This window comes from Mycobacterium saskatchewanense, assembly GCF_010729105.1.
Classification (GTDB): domain Bacteria; phylum Actinomycetota; class Actinomycetes; order Mycobacteriales; family Mycobacteriaceae; genus Mycobacterium; species Mycobacterium saskatchewanense.
In genome coordinates, this window is sequence record NZ_AP022573.1 from 5398468 (window position 1) to 5416611 (window position 18144).

At 64.5% G+C, this 18144-nt stretch carries 14 protein-coding genes, 1 other RNA gene and 4 pseudogenes; 12 read left to right on the plus strand and 7 right to left on the minus strand.

Going from position 1 to position 18144, the window contains the following annotated elements; translation table 11 throughout:
- Positions 1 to 72: 72 nt before the first annotated feature.
- The 3 genes from G6N56_RS25275 (at position 73) to G6N56_RS25285 (ending at position 2310) form a co-directional block, all read left to right on the plus strand.
- Entirely contained in the window at positions 73 to 1035 is a 963-nt protein-coding gene (locus tag G6N56_RS25275) for a DUF8129 domain-containing protein (RefSeq protein WP_085255119.1), read from the plus strand.
- A gap of 152 nt (positions 1036 to 1187) precedes the next feature.
- Positions 1188 to 1555: a transfer-messenger RNA gene (ssrA, locus tag G6N56_RS25280) on the plus strand.
- Between the two features lie 194 nt (positions 1556 to 1749).
- Entirely contained in the window at positions 1750 to 2310 is a 561-nt protein-coding gene (locus tag G6N56_RS25285; RefSeq protein ID WP_158090713.1) for an ERG2 family protein, read from the plus strand.
- A 44-nt stretch (positions 2311 to 2354) separates the two neighbouring features.
- On the opposite strand, the gene G6N56_RS25290 is transcribed toward G6N56_RS25285, so the two are convergent.
- On the minus strand, positions 2355 to 3026 hold the full coding sequence (locus tag G6N56_RS25290) for a TetR/AcrR family transcriptional regulator (RefSeq protein ID WP_085255117.1): 672 nt from the start codon (positions 3024 to 3026) through the stop codon (positions 2355 to 2357).
- Between the two features lie 189 nt (positions 3027 to 3215).
- Between G6N56_RS25290 and G6N56_RS25295 the strand changes: the two genes are divergently transcribed.
- From G6N56_RS25295 to G6N56_RS25320, 6 genes and pseudogenes are all read left to right on the plus strand, one after another.
- Positions 3216 to 4145, plus strand: coding sequence for a metal-dependent hydrolase (locus G6N56_RS25295; protein ID WP_085255116.1), 930 nt, complete (start codon positions 3216 to 3218; stop codon positions 4143 to 4145).
- Positions 4146 to 4153: 8 nt separating this feature from the next.
- Positions 4154 to 5188, plus strand: a pseudogene (locus tag G6N56_RS25300) (DUF7802 domain-containing protein); the annotation flags it as partial.
- A gap of 51 nt (positions 5189 to 5239) precedes the next feature.
- Positions 5240 to 6524: pseudogene (locus G6N56_RS25305) on the plus strand (IS3 family transposase).
- Between the two features lie 254 nt (positions 6525 to 6778).
- Positions 6779 to 6895, plus strand: a pseudogene (locus tag G6N56_RS29325) (enoyl-CoA hydratase-related protein); the annotation flags it as partial.
- 221 nt (positions 6896 to 7116) lie between these two features.
- Complete coding sequence (locus tag G6N56_RS25315; RefSeq protein ID WP_085255114.1) at positions 7117 to 7770, plus strand: Bax inhibitor-1/YccA family protein; 654 nt, start codon at positions 7117 to 7119, stop codon at positions 7768 to 7770.
- A 116-nt stretch (positions 7771 to 7886) separates the two neighbouring features.
- Positions 7887 to 8357: a DUF1003 domain-containing protein gene (locus G6N56_RS25320; protein ID WP_232069150.1), complete on the plus strand. Its 471-nt coding sequence runs from the start codon at positions 7887 to 7889 to the stop codon at positions 8355 to 8357.
- A gap of 113 nt (positions 8358 to 8470) precedes the next feature.
- Here G6N56_RS25320 and G6N56_RS25325 read toward each other — a convergent pair whose 3' ends face one another.
- From G6N56_RS25325 to G6N56_RS25345, 5 genes are all read right to left on the minus strand, one after another.
- Positions 8471 to 9214, minus strand: a complete 744-nt coding sequence (locus G6N56_RS25325) for a YoaK family protein (RefSeq protein ID WP_085255113.1) — start codon at positions 9212 to 9214, stop codon at positions 8471 to 8473.
- A gap of 556 nt (positions 9215 to 9770) precedes the next feature.
- On the minus strand, positions 9771 to 10076 hold the full coding sequence (gene ricR / locus G6N56_RS25330) for a copper-sensing transcriptional repressor RicR (protein WP_085255184.1): 306 nt from the start codon (positions 10074 to 10076) through the stop codon (positions 9771 to 9773).
- 229 nt (positions 10077 to 10305) lie between these two features.
- Complete coding sequence (locus G6N56_RS25335) at positions 10306 to 12858, minus strand: heavy metal translocating P-type ATPase (RefSeq protein ID WP_085255183.1); 2553 nt, start codon at positions 12856 to 12858, stop codon at positions 10306 to 10308.
- Positions 12859 to 12946: 88 nt separating this feature from the next.
- Entirely contained in the window at positions 12947 to 13165 is a 219-nt protein-coding gene (locus G6N56_RS25340) for a hypothetical protein (protein ID WP_142280525.1), read from the minus strand.
- 14 nt (positions 13166 to 13179) lie between these two features.
- Positions 13180 to 13434 (minus strand): SHOCT domain-containing protein, encoded by a 255-nt coding sequence (locus tag G6N56_RS25345; protein WP_085255182.1) that lies wholly within the window; start codon positions 13432 to 13434, stop codon positions 13180 to 13182.
- Between the two features lie 153 nt (positions 13435 to 13587).
- Here G6N56_RS25345 and G6N56_RS25350 point away from each other — a divergent pair, with 153 nt between their 5' ends.
- Together G6N56_RS25350 and G6N56_RS25355 are read left to right on the plus strand one after the other, a co-directional pair.
- Positions 13588 to 13968 carry a hypothetical protein gene (locus G6N56_RS25350; protein ID WP_085255111.1) on the plus strand — a complete coding sequence of 127 codons (381 nt, stop codon included), beginning with the start codon at positions 13588 to 13590 and terminating at the stop codon, positions 13966 to 13968.
- Between the two features lie 123 nt (positions 13969 to 14091).
- Positions 14092 to 15375: pseudogene (locus G6N56_RS25355) on the plus strand (IS3 family transposase).
- Positions 15376 to 15411: 36 nt separating this feature from the next.
- Here the strand turns inward: G6N56_RS25355 and G6N56_RS25360 are convergent.
- Positions 15412 to 16275 carry a universal stress protein gene (locus G6N56_RS25360; RefSeq protein WP_163645172.1) on the minus strand — a complete coding sequence of 288 codons (864 nt, stop codon included), beginning with the start codon at positions 16273 to 16275 and terminating at the stop codon, positions 15412 to 15414.
- 391 nt (positions 16276 to 16666) lie between these two features.
- On the opposite strand from G6N56_RS25360, the gene G6N56_RS25365 reads away from it, so the two are divergent.
- On the plus strand, positions 16667 to 18133 hold the full coding sequence (locus tag G6N56_RS25365) for an amidase (protein ID WP_158090712.1): 1467 nt from the start codon (positions 16667 to 16669) through the stop codon (positions 18131 to 18133).
- Positions 18134 to 18144: the final 11 nt, after the last annotated feature.

The following is an 18144-nucleotide window of genomic DNA, read 5'->3' on the forward strand; positions in this document are numbered from 1 at the left end:
CCGGATGGGTAGCCAACTGTTACGGGCGCATTCGCGCCGACACAGCCAAGAAGCCCAGGAGGTCGATTCTTCATGACGGCACCGGACACGACTCGTTTGCTTGCGCAACTGCGCACGCTGCTCGACTTGACCAACACCGAGATCCAGATCGCGGAAACGCGAATCATCCAGGCGCGCACCGACGCGGTGCGCCGTGAGCTCACCCAGAACGCCGCCAACGGCCGCAAGCGCGCCGAGGCCATCGAGGGCGCGATCCGCAAGCTCGGCGGCTACCCCGACGTCATCGGCCCCTTCCTCGGCCGCGCCGCCGCCGTGGTCAAGGCGCTGACCGAGCAGGCCGAGCCGTTCGACGAGGCGCTGCTGGGCGATCTCGCGCTCGAGGACCAGTTGCTGGACCGGGCCCGCTACACCAAGGCGTTGGCAGTCGCCGCGAAGCGGCAGGACATCGAGAGCCTGGCCGACCGCCTGATCACCGCGCACTCCGCGACCGTCGACTGGCTGACCACCGTGCTGGCCGAGGACGCCCTCGGCGGCCCGGCCGCGTTGCGTCGCACCCCGCTGCAGATGGCCGCCGGTACCGCGGTCAAGCTGGTCAACCTGCCGGTGGCATGGTCGGCGCGAGGCGTGGACAGGACAGTGGATGCCCTGCGCTCCGCCGGCCCCGCGCTCAACGACCTGGTCAAGCGCGGTGGCAGCGCCGGCGAGATCGCGGCGAAGGCGCTGTCCGCCTCGCAGAGCGCGGCGCTGCGGGCCGCCGAGCGCGTCACCCGCTCCGAGGGGGCCGACGAGGCCGCCGACGCGCTGCACTCGGGTCGCGCCGCAGCCGGTGTGCTGGACGCGAAGGAGCTGCCCATCCGTAAGTACGACGACCTCAACATCAACGACGCGGTGGCCGCGATCAAGGAACTGACCGATGCCGACGACGTCCGGACGATCATCGCTTACGAAGAGGCGCACAAGAACCGCCAGCGGATCGTGTCGGCGGCGCAGACCCGCGTCGCCGCCATCGCGCAAGAGGTGGTGGGCATCAGCTAGGCAACAGTTTCGCCCGAGTGCCCCTGGTCGTGAGGCCGGGGGCACTCGGCTGTGGCCTGGTGGGGAACAAATCTCCGTGGCCGCCCGTTGTTGGCGGCGTAGTATTGATTGTCCTGCCGAAAATCGGCAGGGATGCTCGAAGAAAAAGACAAGGGGCTGAACGGTTTCGACTTCGCGCATCGAATCAAGGGAAGCGTGCCGGTGCAGGCAAGAGACCACCGTAAGCGTCGTTGCAACCATATAAGCGCCGATTCACATCAGCGCGACTACGCTCTCGCTGCCTAAGCGACAGCTAGTCTGTCAGACCGGGACCGCCCTCGGCCCGGACCCTGGCATCAGCTAGAGGGATCAACCGATGAGTTCGGTCGCGGGACTCATCGGGACACTCACAGCGACTGGGATCGTCATCCTGGCTGGTTCGCGTGACCAGGAGATCCGAGTAGAGACATAGCGGACTGCGCACGGAGAAGCCTTGAGGGAATGCCGTAGGACCCGGGTTCGATTCCCGGCAGCTCCACTTTTGAAAGTACTGGTCAGAGCCATGAGCTCTGGCCAGTTTTCTTTCCCGGTGCCGGGCGGCGCGATATCGACCAATCACATCAAGCTGCGGCGTAAAACGCGCAATGCAGGGCGAGCTTCCACCGAGCTATCAATAGGGCCGGAGTCATCATACATGATAGACAGAAGATGTATGATGGGATAGCGTCCCTTCTCATGGGAGCGATATTTGATGCCAAGATCCTGCACGCGATCGCAAAGAACGCGACAGGGCTGGACACCAAGGACGCGGCTTTTGCGCAGATCATCGAGGATCTGAAAGATGAGTATCGCGGCCACGTCCGTGATGACATCCCGTGGGTGTTCAACAATGCCGGTGGCGCGATGGGGCAGCTGAAGCTTCTCCATGCGTCACTGTCGGAATACCTCATTTTTTTCGGCACCCCGATCGGCACCGAAGGCCATTCGGGCCGCTACGCCAGCGAGGTGTGGGACTTCATCATTGACGGCGAGGTGTGGTGCTACGAGGAGGGTCAATTCGAGCGAAGCGTGTATGGGCCCGGGGATGTGGCGTATTTGGCGGGAGGCCGAGCAAAGGGTTATGCCGTGCCAAACGCGGCGTTCATGCTGGAGTACGCGCGCGGGTCAATTCCGGGCATGATGCCCTTCGGTATCGCTGATGCCGTCTTCAGCACCCTCGACCCGCCGACGATTGGTAAGACTGCATGGTATTACTCGCGGCTCGTCGTCGGTGAGCTCCTCAAGGGCAAGGTGTGACACGAGGCCCTCTCGTGCGCGGTTCGCGTTCAGCGCGAGCCGGCTCAGCGAGACCGTTCGAAACTGTCAACCGCGGGACCCTGGTGGCTGTCGGCGACAGGAACGACGGAGCCGTGCTGCTGGGCCAAGATAGCGCCCCCCAGCCAGCGTTTGATAAAGCGTCGCAGTTCTTCTCGGCTCCGATTGGGGTCGTTGGGCGCGACGAAGAACGAGAGCATTATGCGTAAGGTGAATTCCACCAGTTCGCGCAGCGCCGCCTGGTCATAGCCGTACCGTACCCAGTCGACGTCGAAGCGGGTAATCATCCGCATCCCGAAAGTCTGGGCCTCATCGGATGCCAGGCTTTGCGTATAGGAGTTGCGGTATTGTTCGGACAGCAGGATACCCAAATGCGGTGTGCGCGTTACTTGTTCGAGCGCGTACAACACTCCTTCTGTCATCGCCTCGGCCGGATCGCCAATGCCGCGGACCGCTTCGGTGAGCCTGTCGAGAAAGCTGTCGACTGAAGCCAGCGCCGCTGCGCGCATCAGAGCTTCGGCGGTCGGAAAGTAGCGGTACACCGTCTGTCGGATGATTCCCAAGGATTCGGCAACCTCGGCGAGGCTGACATCGGAGCCGGTTTCGGCGATCAACGTGACCGCCGTAGCGACAATGCGCTCAGAGGCTTCCTCGTCGGTGACCGGTGGCTGCCCGTTCCAGCCGCGCCTACGCGCCACGGTCGATAACCCCAAACAACAACACTCCCGCAGGATATCGGCTCCGCATAACCGCGCCAGAAACGGCTGCTCGCCCATGTCATTGACGAGAGCCGATCGTTGATGAATCATACGGATGAGCAACCATACGTATGATAGCTAGAGCTGCTGTTGGGTGCGGGCCTGCGTGAGACAAGTGAGGAGCATCTGATGACGGATCTCATCGTGCGCAAGATGCGGTTCGCGTTTGCCGACCACGACGTTCCGTTCCTGTGGAACGAGCAAAACCCCGCTTTTTCCAGCATGGCCAACGCGGTCTCGTTTCTGGCGATCGCGTTCGAGAAAATGATCGGCCAGATGATCCCCCAGGCCCTCCGATTGATCACCGATCCGGAGGTGGCAGAGGAAGCGCGAGCGTTTGTCCGCCAAGAGGGTCAGCATTCGATGGCTCACCGCCAACACGCGAAGGGATTGATCAAAAGCCATCCGGCGCTCAAAGAGACCCTCGACGAGGTGGTCGCGGCGTTCGACGATCTGACTGCCAACACGCCGTTGCAATACCGGCTCGCGTACACCGCCGATCTCGAGGCGACGTTCACGCCAGCGTTCAAGCTGATGCTCGATCATGACGACTCGCTGTTTGCGTCCGGGGACGATCGGGTGGCATCACTGTTTTTGTGGCACTTCGTCGAGGAGGTCGAGCACCGCAGCTCGGCGCTAATCATCTATAACTCGGTCGTCGATGACCCGTGGTATCGAATGCGGGTGGCGCCGTCGATCTTCAGACACGTCTGGTCGGTGCTACGCATAGCCTGCAAAGGGTTCAACAAGCACGTACCGGTCGAGCAGCGCAGCATCGACGCCATGTCGATGTTCGGCACGCACCGTCGGAGAAAGGCGCTGATGCAGAGGCTGCCGTTCTTCGATGCGCCGTACGACGGCCCGCTCGAAAACGCTTTCAAGCATCTGCCGCTGCGCAGGCAGCTCGTCGCCATGTCCGGGATCGTGCGCAGCCAGATTCCCGGTCACAACCCCGCACACGAGAAACTGCCCGTCTTAGCCGAAGAATGGTTCAGGCGTTATGACGCTGGCTACGACGTCACTCACTGGTATACCGCAGCCGCCAACCAGAACGTGTGAGGACCGCTATGTCCGAACTATGTGCACCGACGTTCGCCGACCTTGCTGCAAGACTTGGCTTTTCGTGTCGGACCGCGGGGGGCCTCGTCGAGTTCCGCAATCCTTTCGGACTGCAGAACTGGACTCTGCCCGTGCTGGAAGTCACAGTGATCGCCGGAGCGTTGCTGGCGCTGGTCTGCGCCATGGTGCGACTGCGTCGTCACCACGATCCGACAAATCTGGTGCTGTGGTTCGGGGCGATCACGTATCTGCTCATCATCGAACCGCCCCTGTACTTCCCAGCTGCCTTCGGGATCGGCAGCCGCGTCGACACGATGTTTGCCCACAACGTATTCACCGTCGACTTCCTGTGGGGCCGGCTGCCCCTCTACATCGTCGCCGTTTACCCGATGATGGCCACCGTGGCCTACGAGATCGTCCGTATGCTTGCGGTTTTCCGGCACTATGGCGCACTGATCGGCGCGGTCTGCGTCGGCGTTGTCCACCATGCGTTCTACGAGGTCTTTGACCAGCTTGGGCCCCAACTGCGGTGGTGGGAATGGACTCTGGACAATCCGATGAACAAGCCGTTCTTCGGTTCGGTGCCCCTCCCCAGTGTCGTGGTGTTCGCCGCGCTGTGGCCGATGTCGCTGGCGTTTTTCGTCCAGCTTTTCGTCGGCCGTCAAGTCGAGGACGGCATAACGTTTTCCGGGTTACAGCTGCTGTGGCGCACCATCACTATCGGTGTCCTGGCGTCGATCGGCACCGCGGTGCTACCGCTACCCGCCACGATCGCGGGCGCGCTATCGCACAGCACGACCGTGGTCGGGATCATCTACAGCGCTGAACTGGCGGTGCTCGCCGTCATCGCCTGCGTGGTCCTGGTCAAACAATGGCGCCGGTCGCGCCGCGACGACCCGGAGGCTGTGCGCTATTCCAACCCCGCCATCCTCGGCTACGCCACCGCCTACCTCGCGGTCATGAGCATTCTGTGGGCGACGTCGCTACCGGCGTACTTCGGTGCCGTCAACGGGATCACGGCCAACGGCGATCCCACCGGCAGCTGAGCCGTCCCGGCGTTTCCGGAGACTCCCGATCTTGGGAGGATCTGGGTTATGGGACGTGTCAGCAAGTACCCCGACGAGCTTCGTGAACGTGCGGTGCGCATGGTCGCTGAGGTGCGCCCGCAGTACCCGTCGCAGTGGGCGGCGATCACGGCGGTCACGGGCATGTTGGGGATCGGCACACCGGAGACGTTGCGGACCTGGATCCGCCGCTCGGAGGTCGATACCGGCCAGCGGCCGGGTGTGACCTCCGCGATGGCCGAGGAGAACAAGGCGCTGCGCAAGGAGATTGCCGAGCTGCGCCGGGCCAACGAGATCTTGAAAGCAGCGGCGATTTTCTTCGGGGCCGAGCTCGACCGGCCCGGGAGACGGTGATCCGGTTCATCGCCGAACACAAGGACCACCAGGTGGCCGGCCCCAACGGCGGGGCCGGGCTGCGCTGGGGTGTCGAGCCCATGTGTGCGGTGCTGTCTGAGCATGGCGTGCCGATCAGCCCGTCGACCTACTACGAGTGGATCAACAAGACCCCGACACGACGGCAGATCCATGACGCCGAGCTGGTCGAGATCATCACCGCGGCGCGGGAAGACAAGAAAAGGGCAAGTTCGTCCAGACGCTGGGGTCACGCAAGTTGTGGATCTGGCTACGCAGCCAGGGTCACGATGTCGCCCGGTGCACGGTGGAGCGGATCATGCGCGAGAACGGTTGGGAGGGCGCGCGGTACGGATCCAAGCACAAGACCACCATCGCCGACGACACTCATCGGCGATACCCGGATCTGGTGGACCGCCGCTTTTATGCCGCGGCGCCAAATCGGTTGTGGGTGGCCGACTTTACGTATGTGTCGACCTGGATGGGATTCGTCTACGTCGCATTCGTCATCGACGCCTACAGCCGCCGGATCCTAGGCTGGCGGGCCGCCAGATCCATGACCACCGATCTGGTCCTCGACGCTATCGAGCATGCGTTCTTCACTCGCGCCCAGGACGGCACCACCAGTCTGCACGGGCTGATTGCGCACAGCGACGCGGGCAGTCAATACACCTCGGTGGCCTTCACCCAGCGGCTCATCGATGAGGGCGTGGATCCCTCCGTCGGCTCGGTTGGCGATGCGCTGGACAATGCGCTGGCCGAGACCACCGTCGGCTCGTTCAAGAACGAACTTATCCGCCGGCAAGGCCCGTGGCGCGACGTCAACCAGGTCGAGCTGGCGACCGCTGAATGGGTGGTCTGGTTCAACACCGAACGCCCCCACGAGTACCTCGACGACTTCACTCCCGAGGCCGTCGAGACGCTCTACTACGATCACAAACGCACCCCACCAAAGGCAGGGTGATTCAACGAATGCAGTCTCCGGACTCACCGGGACGGCTCAAGCCTCTGGTATACGGTCGGCTGCTTCATCGTTGCCGGCCTTTGTATCGCAGCCGCCGGAACCGCCGTCATACCCCGATCGCGCCCCCCTGGAGCGTTGTCGTCTCTGCGGTCACGGGCCCCGTCAGTTCCCGTGAAGCCTTGATAGATGGTGGAGTCGATGCGGACGAACCGCATTTGAAGGTGGAGCGTGACGGCGACGTCGTCGTGCTCACAATGAACAACCCGCGGCGCAAGGACGCGCTGACGCCGGCGATGATCACTTTGATGGCGCAGGCCTGGGACGAGATCGACGCGGACGATGGCATCCGCGTCCCCATCCTCTACGGTGCCCGACGCCCGCGACAATAGATATCGCGTGGCCGGGGAGTCAGGTCTTCGCCGTCCAAGTTGCCAACGGCGTGCGGCGCGCTGAGCATTGTTCGAAAGACGCACCGGCCAGGTGCCGACGTTGTCGCCTGTGCCATCGACGGATGCTCGCCATCGCGACATACTTCGGGCATGCGAAGCGCGCCTCTTCCGAGAAGATTTTCCCGACTTAGGACGGACATGCCATGAGCTCAGCCGAATACGGCGCGGTCGGGGTGCAAAATCGGACCCGCACCCTTTTCGGTCAGGTCATGTGGTCGGTGGCCGCCGCCGCCGGCCTGTTCGCCCTCGGTGCGTATCTTGGCCGCAACCTCGGCAACGGCTTGGCATTTGTGTTCTTCATCCTGGCGTTCGTCTGCTTGATCGGCATGCGGTTCGCCAGCCGCAGCTCCGCGGGTTTGAGCATGGCACTGCTGTTGTCGGTGGGCCTGCTGATGGGGCTGGGGATGTCTCCGACGCTGGTCTACTACGCCGAGGCCGACCCGCAGGCGCTGTGGGAGGCGGGTGGTGCGACGGCCCTGTTCGTCGCCGGCTGCGGCGCCTTCGGTTACGCCACCCGCACCGACCTGTCCGGCATCGCGCGTATCGGCTTCTGGGCGCTGCTTGCGCTCATCGGATTCGGGGTCGTGTTGATCTTCGTCCACATTCCCGGCGGCGCGGTCATCTATTCGATCCTCGGCCTGGTCGTCTTCGCAGGTCTGACGATGGTTGACTTCCAGCGCCTCCGGCGATCGACGGATATGGACTCGGCGCCGCTGATCGCCGCATCGATCTTCCTGGATGCGCTCAACGTGTTCTCGTTCTTCCTGCAGCTGTTTGGAGGCCGCGGCCGGGACTGAGAACCGCCCGCCCACCACATCAGCGAGTCGAGGCGCCGCCGTCGGCCGCCGCGGCTCTCGACGATCTCCCCTCACGTCTGGAAAGGCGGCCGGCGAAACGAGTCAGAATGAACCCTATGGACGCCCAAAAGCCGAAGATGACAACCCCACGCCTCCACACCGATCGGCACACCCCCCAACTCATTCCCCACCGGTTGTTGCGCGATAGTCAAGTCCACCATCCTGCCGTGGTGGAGGAGGCCAAGAGACGAAGCGAGAGACTTCACCTGCGGCTGGCCGACCGCATTACCGCGTTCGCGGGCTCGATGAGCTTCGTCTGGATTCACGCGGTCCTTTTCGCCGTGTGGATAGCGGCATTGGAAAAGTACTCGTGGCCGATACTTGCTTTGGTGGTTTCGCTCGAAGCGATCTTCCTGTCGACGTTCGTGATGATCGGCCAGAACCGCCAAGCCGCCTTCCAACAGGCTCAGGCCGACCACGACTTTGAGGCTCAGGAATTGGAGCTCAAAACCAACACGGACTTGACCCGCCAAATCCAGGTTCTCACCGAGGAATTGCATCGACACTTCATCGGCGGGGCCACCTAATGGCATCGATGCCGCCGCTGGGTGGGGGCCTAATCACATCCACCTGACGCTGACGCCATTGCCGGCTCGAGGTCACGTGTTCGGTTCATCGACTTCAACTCAGCGTCCGACGGTCAACTCGACTTCTTCCGGATCATTCTGGGCGATGAATGGCGAGATGGATGTCTGCCAGCTGATTCCTTCAAAAGGGCACGGCGGTCGCTATGGAAAAACGTGTACCCGGCGGTTAGAGCGCACACGATGGTGGCGATCGCCAACATCTGAGATCCGTTTGCAACCAAGCTAATAGACCCACCGATAGCTGCGCCGACGATGAAGCTTATATAAAGCAGAAGATATCCCAGCCACGCGGCCGCCGAGCCGCCACTGATATGACGTTCAATGCCCTGGCCCATCTTCACGAGGGTGCCGGTCACGTAGCTCAGCGGGGTTGACACCTCGCCGTCCTTGACAAATGAAGTGTTGAGGGCGCCAACTCCGAACGCAACAAAGAGAATTGGCGCGAAGGAGAGGTCACCCATTGCTGACCACCCGTGTGTGGCGATGCAGACGGCGGTGGCGGCGCCCAAGGACAAGGCGGTGAGGACCGTCGGGCCATGGGGATGCCCAACCCAGAGATGGCGTCTGCACAATGACGCAACCACCACGCCGCCGACGAAGGCCGCCAACAGCAGCACCGCCGATATGGCGCGCCAGGGTTGATCACGAAAGTAGGCCAACGCCGCCCGTTCGGTGTTACCGGTCATAAAGGTCACGAAGTACCCGGCGGAGTGAGTGAACGCCACGGCACCGATTAGCCCGGCCAGGGCGGCCAGAATCCAGGACAACCTTGTCTCGCTGTCGAATCCCTCGCGCATACGGGTGATCCTTACGAATGACCAGGGGTCACCCACGACCCGAGCCTGGTGGGGCGCATTGAGTTGTTCATCAACTCGGCCTTTCGGTTCGTCGGCTGGTTCCTGAGCGGGGCATGTCGTCGCGCCGCGCGTTGGTCCACGACGCTGCTCTCGTTTTAGCCTCGGCGGTAAAGCTTTTGGCGTTTGCGCTGATCGACCGCGGCCATAGCGCCCTGGGGAACCGGTCATTGTGAGGGCATCAGCGCGCAGGGAGGTTTGGTTATCTGCGCGGCTGGCTTTGAGTCGCGCGCGGCGTTTCCATGGAGTCAACCTGGCACCCGACGGGCGAATCGAGGCCCAGGCCTGCGGTGGTCAGTCGTTGCATCTGCAATCGGGGCGACCGCAGGTGCAGCCGGCTGCCTGAGCGCAGGCGGAGTCGCCGCATGTGCAACGGGTGGATTTGCGGTTGCAGATCTGTGTCTTGTCCATGGTCAATACAATACCCCGGTAGGGTATCTGCGTCAATTCAGGCATCCGGGGCTGATTGGCCTTGAGGGGTCGCCCGCGCCCTGTCAGATCAGGAGCGAACAAGTCGTGCGATAGCGGCCGAGGCTTCGGCCAGCTTCACGTCCGCCTCGGTTCCTCCGCCGGCAATTGCCTGGCTTACGCAGTGGTCCAGGTGGTCGTCGAGCAGGTTCAACGCCACGGAGCGCAAAGAACTGCTGGCTGCACTGATTTGGGTGAGGATGTCGATGCAGTACTTGTCGTCGTCGATCATCTTCGCGATGCCGCGAATCTGACCCTCGATTCGGCGCAGTCGCTTGGCGTAGCTTTCCTTGTGCGCGCCATATCCATATGTGTCTCCCACGTGACTCCCCAACATGCCCGTCATCGGGTGGTTCTCGACTTTGAAGCGCGGTCATGGGTATGGTTGGCCACCAATGTCGCCTCGTCAGCCACTGTACCCCGCAGGGGCACATGACATATGCTCTTTTGCGAGCGTGGCAGCTCGTGCCGAACGTACGTTCGGTGGCGGTCGCCGACACGAGCCAAGGATGCGGGGTGCAACGCTATCTCTTGCCGACACGGAGCATGTGACGTCTTCCTCGCCGTTAGCCGGCAACTGATTCGGCATGGGCGGCAACGGTTTCTACCTGGGGTTCGATCGTCGACGGTTCGGCCGGAGGCAGCGCCTCAATGTGGTAGTGGCGCAGGCGGTTGGCATTGCCGACCACGGACAGTGAGGACAGGGCCATGGCGGCGGCGGCGATCATCGGTGAAAGCCGCAGCCCCAGAAGCGGATACAGAACTCCTGCGGCGAGCGGGATGCCGATGGCGTTGTAGATCAGTGCGAAGAACAGGTTCTGTCGGATGTTGCGCATAGTGGCGCGGGAGAGCCGGATTGCAGTGACCACGCCGGCCAGTGACCCCGAAATCAGGGTGATGTCGGCGGCTTCGATGGCCACGTCGGTGCCTGTCCCGATGGCCAGTCCCACATCAGCTTGGGCCAGGGCGGGTGCATCGTTGATGCCGTCACCAACCATGCCGGCCCTGCGGCCCTCGGCCTGCAGACGGCGGATCTCGCTGGCTTTGTGTTCGGGTAGGACTTCTGCCAGCACCCGCTCGACCCCGACCTGGCGGGCGATCGCGGCGGCGGTGCGGGCGTTGTCCCCGGTGATCATCACGACCTGCAGACCCAGCTTGCGCAAGGCGGCGATCGCTGCGATGGAATCGTCCTTGACGGTATCGGCGACGGCGAGCACCCCGGCCGGCTGGCCGTCGACGGCGGCCAGCAGAGGGGTCTTCCCTTCTGCCGCGAGATCGGCGCTGATGTGGTCGAGTTCGGCTGAGGCGATGCCATTTTCGGCTAATAATGTCGCGGTGCCGACGAGCAGGGTATGGCCTGCGACCGTGGCACGCACCCCCTTGCCGGTAATGGAGTCGAAGGCCGTCGTGGCGGGAACGATGATGCCGCGATCACGAGCTCCCGCGAGCACGGCACCGGCGACCGGGTGTTCGCTGTCGGCTTCGGCAGCTGCAACCAACGTGAGCAGTTCGCTCTCCGGCAGTGTCCCCGTGACGCGGACGTCGGTGAGGGCGGGTTTGCCGGCTGTGATGGTGCCGGTCTTGTCCAGCACCACGGTGTCGAGTTTGTGCGCGGTCTCCAGGGCTTCTGCCGAGCGGATGAGTATGCCCGCGCGGGCACCCTTGCCGGTACCGACCATGATCGACAGCGGGGTGGCCAGCCCGAGTGCGCAGGGGCAAGCGATGATCAGCACCGCCACGGCCGATACCAGCGCCTGCGTCAACGTGGGTGTGGGTCCGGCGACAAACCAGACCGCGAAAGTGGCGATGGCGATGGCGATTACGACCGGTACAAAATAAGCGGAGATCGCGTCGGCCAGGCGCTGGATCGGGGCTCGCGATGCCTGCGCCTGCTGGACCATGCGGACGATTTGGGCGAGCATGGTGTCGGAACCGACTTTCGTCGCGCGTACCCGCAGCGCCCCGGTGGTGTTAATGGTTGCGCCGATGACGGTGTCGCCGATTTGTTTGGTGACCGGCATCGATTCGCCGGTCACCATGGACTCGTCGACGGCGGACTGTCCGGACAGGACGGTGGCGTCGACCGGGATTTTCTCGCCCGGCCGGATCACGATCTCGTCGCCCACGATCACCTCATCGACCGGGAGCTCGGTTTCGGCGCCGTCACGCACGACACGGGCGGTGCGAGCCTGCAAGCCGAGCAGGGCACGGATGGCCTCACCCGTGCCCGCCTTGGCGCGGGCTTCCAAGAGCCGGCCCAGCATGATCAGCGTCAGGATCACGCCGACGGCCTCGAAATACACGTCGCGCGCTTCGGCCGGCAAGGCGCTGGAGGCGACCATAACCAGCAGGCTGTAACCGTAGGCTGCGAGGGTGCCCAAGGTGACGAGGGTGTTCATGTCGGCGCTGCGATGTGCCAATGCCAGCCAGCCGGTGCGATGGATCGGCCAGCCCACGTAAAACATCACCGGGGTGATCAATGCCAGCTGCACCCACTGGTTGAGCAATACGGCAGGCACCCACTGGGAGCCCAACGGCTGAGCCATCACCGCATACAGCACCGGTGCGGTGAGCACCGCCCCGATCACCACCCGGCGAGTCAGGCCGGCGACCTCGGCATGCCGTTCTTCGGCCTGGGAGGCTTCAACGTCCGCGGCCGTCGGCCGCCGCCCGGCGCCGCTCGCTGGCGCGTAACCCGCGGCGGCGTCGGGCTGTTCAGGTTCGGGGGATCCGCTGGCGTGGCCGTTGGGGGTGACGACGAGTGTGCCGTGGATCATGTTCATGCCGCAGGCAAATCCGAACGAACCCGCTTGTTGCGGAGTAAAAGTGACGGCGGTGCGTTGGTGCGCGGGCAGCGCCGCCGACAAATGAAGATCGGGGAAAACCACCCGGGAGCTGCAATCCCCGGTTTCCTGCCGGTCGAATTCGATCTCCACTGGAATGCCCTGGCGCACTTCGACGACGCTGGGGCTGTAACCACCCCGGACCGTTACTTGGATTCGTTGTACCCCGTCGCTGACCGCAGCCGTGTGGGCGCGGCGGGGGGCAAAGAAGTACCACGCCAACCCGGCGATCGCCAAGGCCGCGCCTACCAGGACGGCAATGTCAACGCTGGACACCATGAACTCCTCGTTAGCTGAGACTAGCGTTTAATCAGGCTTTCTCACATCAATCCGTCCGCCGCCGGATCCATCGTGCAGCCGCCCATCATCCGGGCACGGCCTGCTGCACGAACCCGGTGACTTCAGGCGCGCGTGCGCGGATGACGTCGGTGAGGGCGGGATCATCGGCGGTCACACCCGTTGGGGTAAAGGTGAGGTGGCGCCGGGAGCTGTTGGCCTGACGCAACAGCGTCTGCACGCTCTGCAGACTTATAGCGCCTGCACCCAACGTGTCGACCGTGGCCAACGCTGCCCGCCGCGTCAAGCTGCCCATCGTGGTTATCGGCGTTTCTGCAGCAGCGCAACCCGCTGCCGGTATTCGTCTTCATCAATCTCGCCTTGAGCGAACCGTTCGGAGAGCACGTCCTCAGGGCGCGGCAGATCGTAACGAGGCGAGCCGCCGCTCGCGCGGCCCGAGTCGAGTAAGTAGCGGATGGCAAAGACAACGGCGGTGACCACTGCCACCCAGAACAACACCATCCCAACGCCCATCCAAACCCAGCCGTTTCCCCACATCCATCCGCCGTACATCATCGCCCGCATCCTCCGATACGTATTTTCTTGCAACACCAGGCAATTCAGCGTGCCATTGCGGCCACCTTCAGTAAGCTCACCAGATACGGTGGTGCCCTTTCTAGGGCCAATAGTCCCTACCCCGGTTGGGTATGCGGATGGCACCATTCGAACATGACGCAAATACCCGAATCCGAGGCCAAACCGGCCACCGTGACCGAGCAAGCCCGGGATGACCGACCCGATGGGCCAAGCCGGCTGGGTCAACTGGTGGCGTGGATTGGCATCGTCGCCGGAGTCGTGTTCGTTGTCGCAGTGATCTTCTTCTCCGGGTTCTTCTTGGGCTCGTCCTCAAACGGCCACCATGGCTGGCACCGGGGCCATTACGGCGACCGTGACGGGAGCTGCCCGATGATGGGACCCGGCGGCATGATGGGACCCGGCGGCATGATGGGGCCCGGCGGCATGATGGGGCCCGGCGGGACGGGTCCGAGTGGACCGATGGGTCCGCAGCAATCGCCTACGACGACGGCGCCGACCCTGCCGCGCCCATAGGGCCGCCCGAAGGAAACCGCAGGTAGCCGACGGGAACGAACGGCTCCCCTAGGACTGGCGCGCCACGATCACTGAGCCGTCCCGGCGTTTCCGGAGACTCCCGATCTTGGGAGGATCTGGGTTATGGGACGTGTCAGCAAGTACCCCGACGAGCTTCGTGAACGTGCGGTGCGCATGGTCGCTGAGGTGCGCCCGCAGTACCCGTCGCAGTGGGCGGCGATCACGGCGGTCACGGGCATGTTGGGGATCGGCACACCGGAGACGTTGCGGACCTGGATCCGCCGCTCGGAGGTCGATACCGGCCAGCGGCCGGGTGTGACCTCCGCGATGGCCGAGGAGAACAAGGCGCTGCGCAAGGAGATTGCCGAGCTGCGCCGGGCCAACGAGATCTTGAAAGCAGCGGCGATTTTCTTCGGGGCCGAGCTCGACCGGCCCGGGAGACGGTGATCCGGTTCATCGCCGAACACAAGGACCACCAGGTGGCCGGCCCCAACGGCGGGGCCGGGCTGCGCTGGGGTGTCGAGCCCATGTGTGCGGTGCTGTCTGAGCATGGCGTGCCGATCAGCCCGTCGACCTACTACGAGTGGATCAACAAGACCCCGACACGACGGCAGATCCATGACGCCGAGCTGGTCGAGATCATCACCGCGGCGCGGGAAGACAAGAAAAGGGCAAGTTCGTCCAGACGCTGGGGTCACGCAAGTTGTGGATCTGGCTACGCAGCCAGGGTCACGATGTCGCCCGGTGCACGGTGGAGCGGATCATGCGCGAGAACGGTTGGGAGGGCGCGCGGTACGGATCCAAGCACAAGACCACCATCGCCGACGACACTCATCGGCGATACCCGGATCTGGTGGACCGCCGCTTTTATGCCGCGGCGCCAAATCGGTTGTGGGTGGCCGACTTTACGTATGTGTCGACCTGGATGGGATTCGTCTACGTCGCATTCGTCATCGACGCCTACAGCCGCCGGATCCTAGGCTGGCGGGCCGCCAGATCCATGACCACCGATCTGGTCCTCGACGCTATCGAGCATGCGTTCTTCACTCGCGCCCAGGACGGCACCACCAGTCTGCACGGGCTGATTGCGCACAGCGACGCGGGCAGTCAATACACCTCGGTGGCCTTCACCCAGCGGCTCATCGATGAGGGCGTGGATCCCTCCGTCGGCTCGGTTGGCGATGCGCTGGACAATGCGCTGGCCGAGACCACCGTCGGCTCGTTCAAGAACGAACTTATCCGCCGGCAAGGCCGTGGCGCGACGTCAACCAGGTCGAGCTGGCGACCGCTGAATGGGTGGTCTGGTTCAACACCGAACGCCCCCACGAGTACCTCGACGACTTCACTCCCGAGGCCGTCGAGACGCTCTACTACGATCACAAACGCACCCCACCAAAGGCAGGGTGATTCAACGAATGCAGTCTCCGGACTCACCGGGACGGCTCACACCGGCATCTTGGCCCTGTTGACGACTGCCGCCCCGACCGATCCCAGCAACCTGCCACTGACCCGGCTGCACCCGTGGCTGCCGACCACGATCAATTGCGTCCGTTCGGACGCATCGATCAGCCAGCGTGCCGGATCACCGATCTCGATTCGGCGACGCACCCCCACGTGGGGATAGCGGTCGTGCCAACCCGCCAGCCGTTCGGCGAGCGTCTCCTCCTCCTCGGAGAGCTGAGCGTCCCATTTGGCGTCCTGGAACGGCGCCTTGGCCCGGGGATCGGTCCAGGCGTGCAGGGCCACCAGGCTGACGCCTCGCCTCGAGGCCTCCTCAAACGCGATGGCGGTCGCCGCTTCCGATGCCGGTGAGCCGTCGATGCCCACCAGGACGGGTGCCCGTGCACCGTTGTCGGTCACGGCCTTGTCGTCGTGGACCACGGCGACCGGACAATGCGCGTGATACACCAATGCCGAACTCACCGAGCCGAGGAAGCTGCGGGCCAACGCACCGCCACGTCCGACCACCACCATCTCGACCTCCGCGGAGAGACCGACGAGCGTCGGGACGGTGGCCGAACGAAACACGTTGCTATCGATCGGGATTGGATCGGACTCACCGGTGCTCTCTTTGGCGACCTCGATTGCCGACTCAATCACATCGCGCGCCCGCCGTTCCTGTGATTGCCCGAACCCTGCCGGCGCGGCGACCGTGAACCACTCCGGCAAGGGGGCGTCGACGACATGGACCAGAGCCAGCGGCGCCCTACGCAGCGCCGCGTCACGGGCTGCCCAACGGACGGCACTGAGTGCGGCTGCCGAGCCGTCAACGCCTGCCAAGATCGCGCCGCGTGGTGGTCGCCACATTGCTGTTCTTTCCGGTCGGCTGGGTCATCCAGGGGCAGGATCACTCAGGGCGGCCGCCACCGTCAGGGCCGAAGAGATGCAAGCCGAGGGACCAAAGGCACCGTGCGAAGCCGGTTGACATCGTGCGTTGGGGAAGGGCTGCGGTCACCCGGGCGTGATACCCGAGAAACATCCGGCTGGCAGAGTGCCTGCCCGCAACTCTGGATCCACCGAAGGACGCCGGGCTGCGCCTCGCCTTGCCGAGAGTTGCCGGCGATGAGGCGGAATGACTGGTACGAGGGAGTGGAATGGTGAATCGCTGCAGCATGTCTCGTCGGGCTGTGCCGACGGGCAGCCCAGCCACGGCAGCCGAGAGCGGGTTGGGCGTCGAGCCGTCTGGACCGTTGACGGCATGAAACGTGTGAGCCGGCGGACGGCCCTGAAGGTTGGGGGCGCGGCGGCGGGCGCCGTCGCCGTGACAGGACTCTCGATGATTCCGGCCGCCGCCCCGCCGCGTCCGCACACCATCGCGGAGGCCGGCGCGTTGCTGCGCGCCGGCCGGGTGACGTCGGTCGAGCTGACGCGCGCAGCCCTCGGTGAGGCGGCGCGGCTGCAGGCACGGCTGAACGCGTTCATCACCCTGACCGCCGCGCAGGCGCTGGACGCGGCGGCGCGGCTCGACGCTGAGCTCGCTCATGGCGCCGATCGTGGCCCGCTGCACGGCATTCCGATCGCGTGCAAAGACCTTTACTCCACCGCCGGCGTCCTCACCTCAGTCGGTTCGCACGTGTTCGCTGACCGCGTCCCCACCGAGGACGCCGCCGTGATCACCAGACTCGCGGAGGCTGGCGCGGTCAGCATCGGCAAGACCAACCTCAACGAATTCGCCGCAGGCATCGATGGCAAGAACAGCTACTACGGGGACATCCACAATCCGCTGCGGCCGGAGCGGTCGGCCGGCGGGTCGTCGGGCGGAACGGGGGCGGCGGTCGGCGCGGGCATCGTCGCCGCCGGCGTGGGCAGTGACACGGGCGGCTCGGTGCGAGTCCCGGCCGCGTGGAACGGTGTCGTCGGCATCCGGCCGACCCACGGCCTGGTCAGCCTTTACGGCGCGTTTCCCCGCGCCCCCCGCTTCGATGTCGCGGGCCCGCTGGGGCGCACGGTGCGCGACACGGCGGTGATGCTCGGCGCCATGGTGGGCCAGGACCCGCGCGATCCCTACTCTCGGCCCGCCGGCAAGCCGGACTATCTGGCCGCTTGCGACCTTGGCATCGCCGGCCTGCGTATCGGGCTGATCGAGGGTTTCAGCTTGACCGGGCTCGATCCCGACGTGGAAACGGCGGTGCGTCGCACCCTGCCGGTCCTCGACCGCCTCGGCGCACGGGTCACGACCGTGAGGATCGAGAACCTTCCGACGATGCTGGACTTCGCCGCCGCGTTCACGATCCTGCGCTGGGAGTTCGCGCAGGCGATGCGCGACATCTACGATCCCGCTCCAGACAAGAGCATCTTCGGGCCCGCCGTGCGCGCCGACATGGAGGCGGCAACCAAGCTCACCCAAGCCGACTACGACGCGGCGGTCGCCCGGAGGTTCTCGGACGCGGCACCCATGCGGGCCACGCTCGCCGACGTCGACCTCCTCCTGACGCCGACGATGCCGACCGTGGCGCCGCGCCTCGACACGCACTCCGACGAGTTCACCCGAGGCCGGCGCTACACCATCCCGTTCACTTATGCTGACCTGCCGTCGATTTCGGTGCCGTGCGGCCATGGAGCTCAAGGGCTTCCCATAGCGGTGCAATTCGTGGGCCCTGAGTTCGGCGAGGCGCTGTTGTTCCGCGCCGCCGCGGCCATCGAACGTGAGACGAGGAAGTGGTAGGCGTGTCGGCG

Coding starts and splice junctions, on each gene's coding strand:
- G6N56_RS25275 (WP_085255119.1), top strand. CDS start 73: ATGACGGCACCGGACACGACTCGTTTGCTTGCGCAACTGCGCACGCTG.
- G6N56_RS25285 (WP_158090713.1), top strand. CDS start 1,750: ATGGGAGCGATATTTGATGCCAAGATCCTGCACGCGATCGCAAAGAAC.
- G6N56_RS25295 (WP_085255116.1), top strand. CDS start 3,216: ATGACGGATCTCATCGTGCGCAAGATGCGGTTCGCGTTTGCCGACCAC.
- G6N56_RS25315 (WP_085255114.1), top strand. CDS start 7,117: ATGAGCTCAGCCGAATACGGCGCGGTCGGGGTGCAAAATCGGACCCGC.
- G6N56_RS25320 (WP_232069150.1), top strand. CDS start 7,887: ATGGACGCCCAAAAGCCGAAGATGACAACCCCACGCCTCCACACCGAT.
- G6N56_RS25325 (WP_085255113.1), bottom strand. CDS start 9,214: ATGCGCGAGGGATTCGACAGCGAGACAAGGTTGTCCTGGATTCTGGCC.
- ricR (WP_085255184.1), bottom strand. CDS start 10,076: ATGTTGGGGAGTCACGTGGGAGACACATATGGATATGGCGCGCACAAG.
- G6N56_RS25345 (WP_085255182.1), bottom strand. CDS start 13,434: ATGATGTACGGCGGATGGATGTGGGGAAACGGCTGGGTTTGGATGGGC.
- G6N56_RS25350 (WP_085255111.1), top strand. CDS start 13,588: ATGACGCAAATACCCGAATCCGAGGCCAAACCGGCCACCGTGACCGAG.
- G6N56_RS25360 (WP_163645172.1), bottom strand. CDS start 16,275: ATGTGGCGACCACCACGCGGCGCGATCTTGGCAGGCGTTGACGGCTCG.
- G6N56_RS25365 (WP_158090712.1), top strand. CDS start 16,667: ATGAAACGTGTGAGCCGGCGGACGGCCCTGAAGGTTGGGGGCGCGGCG.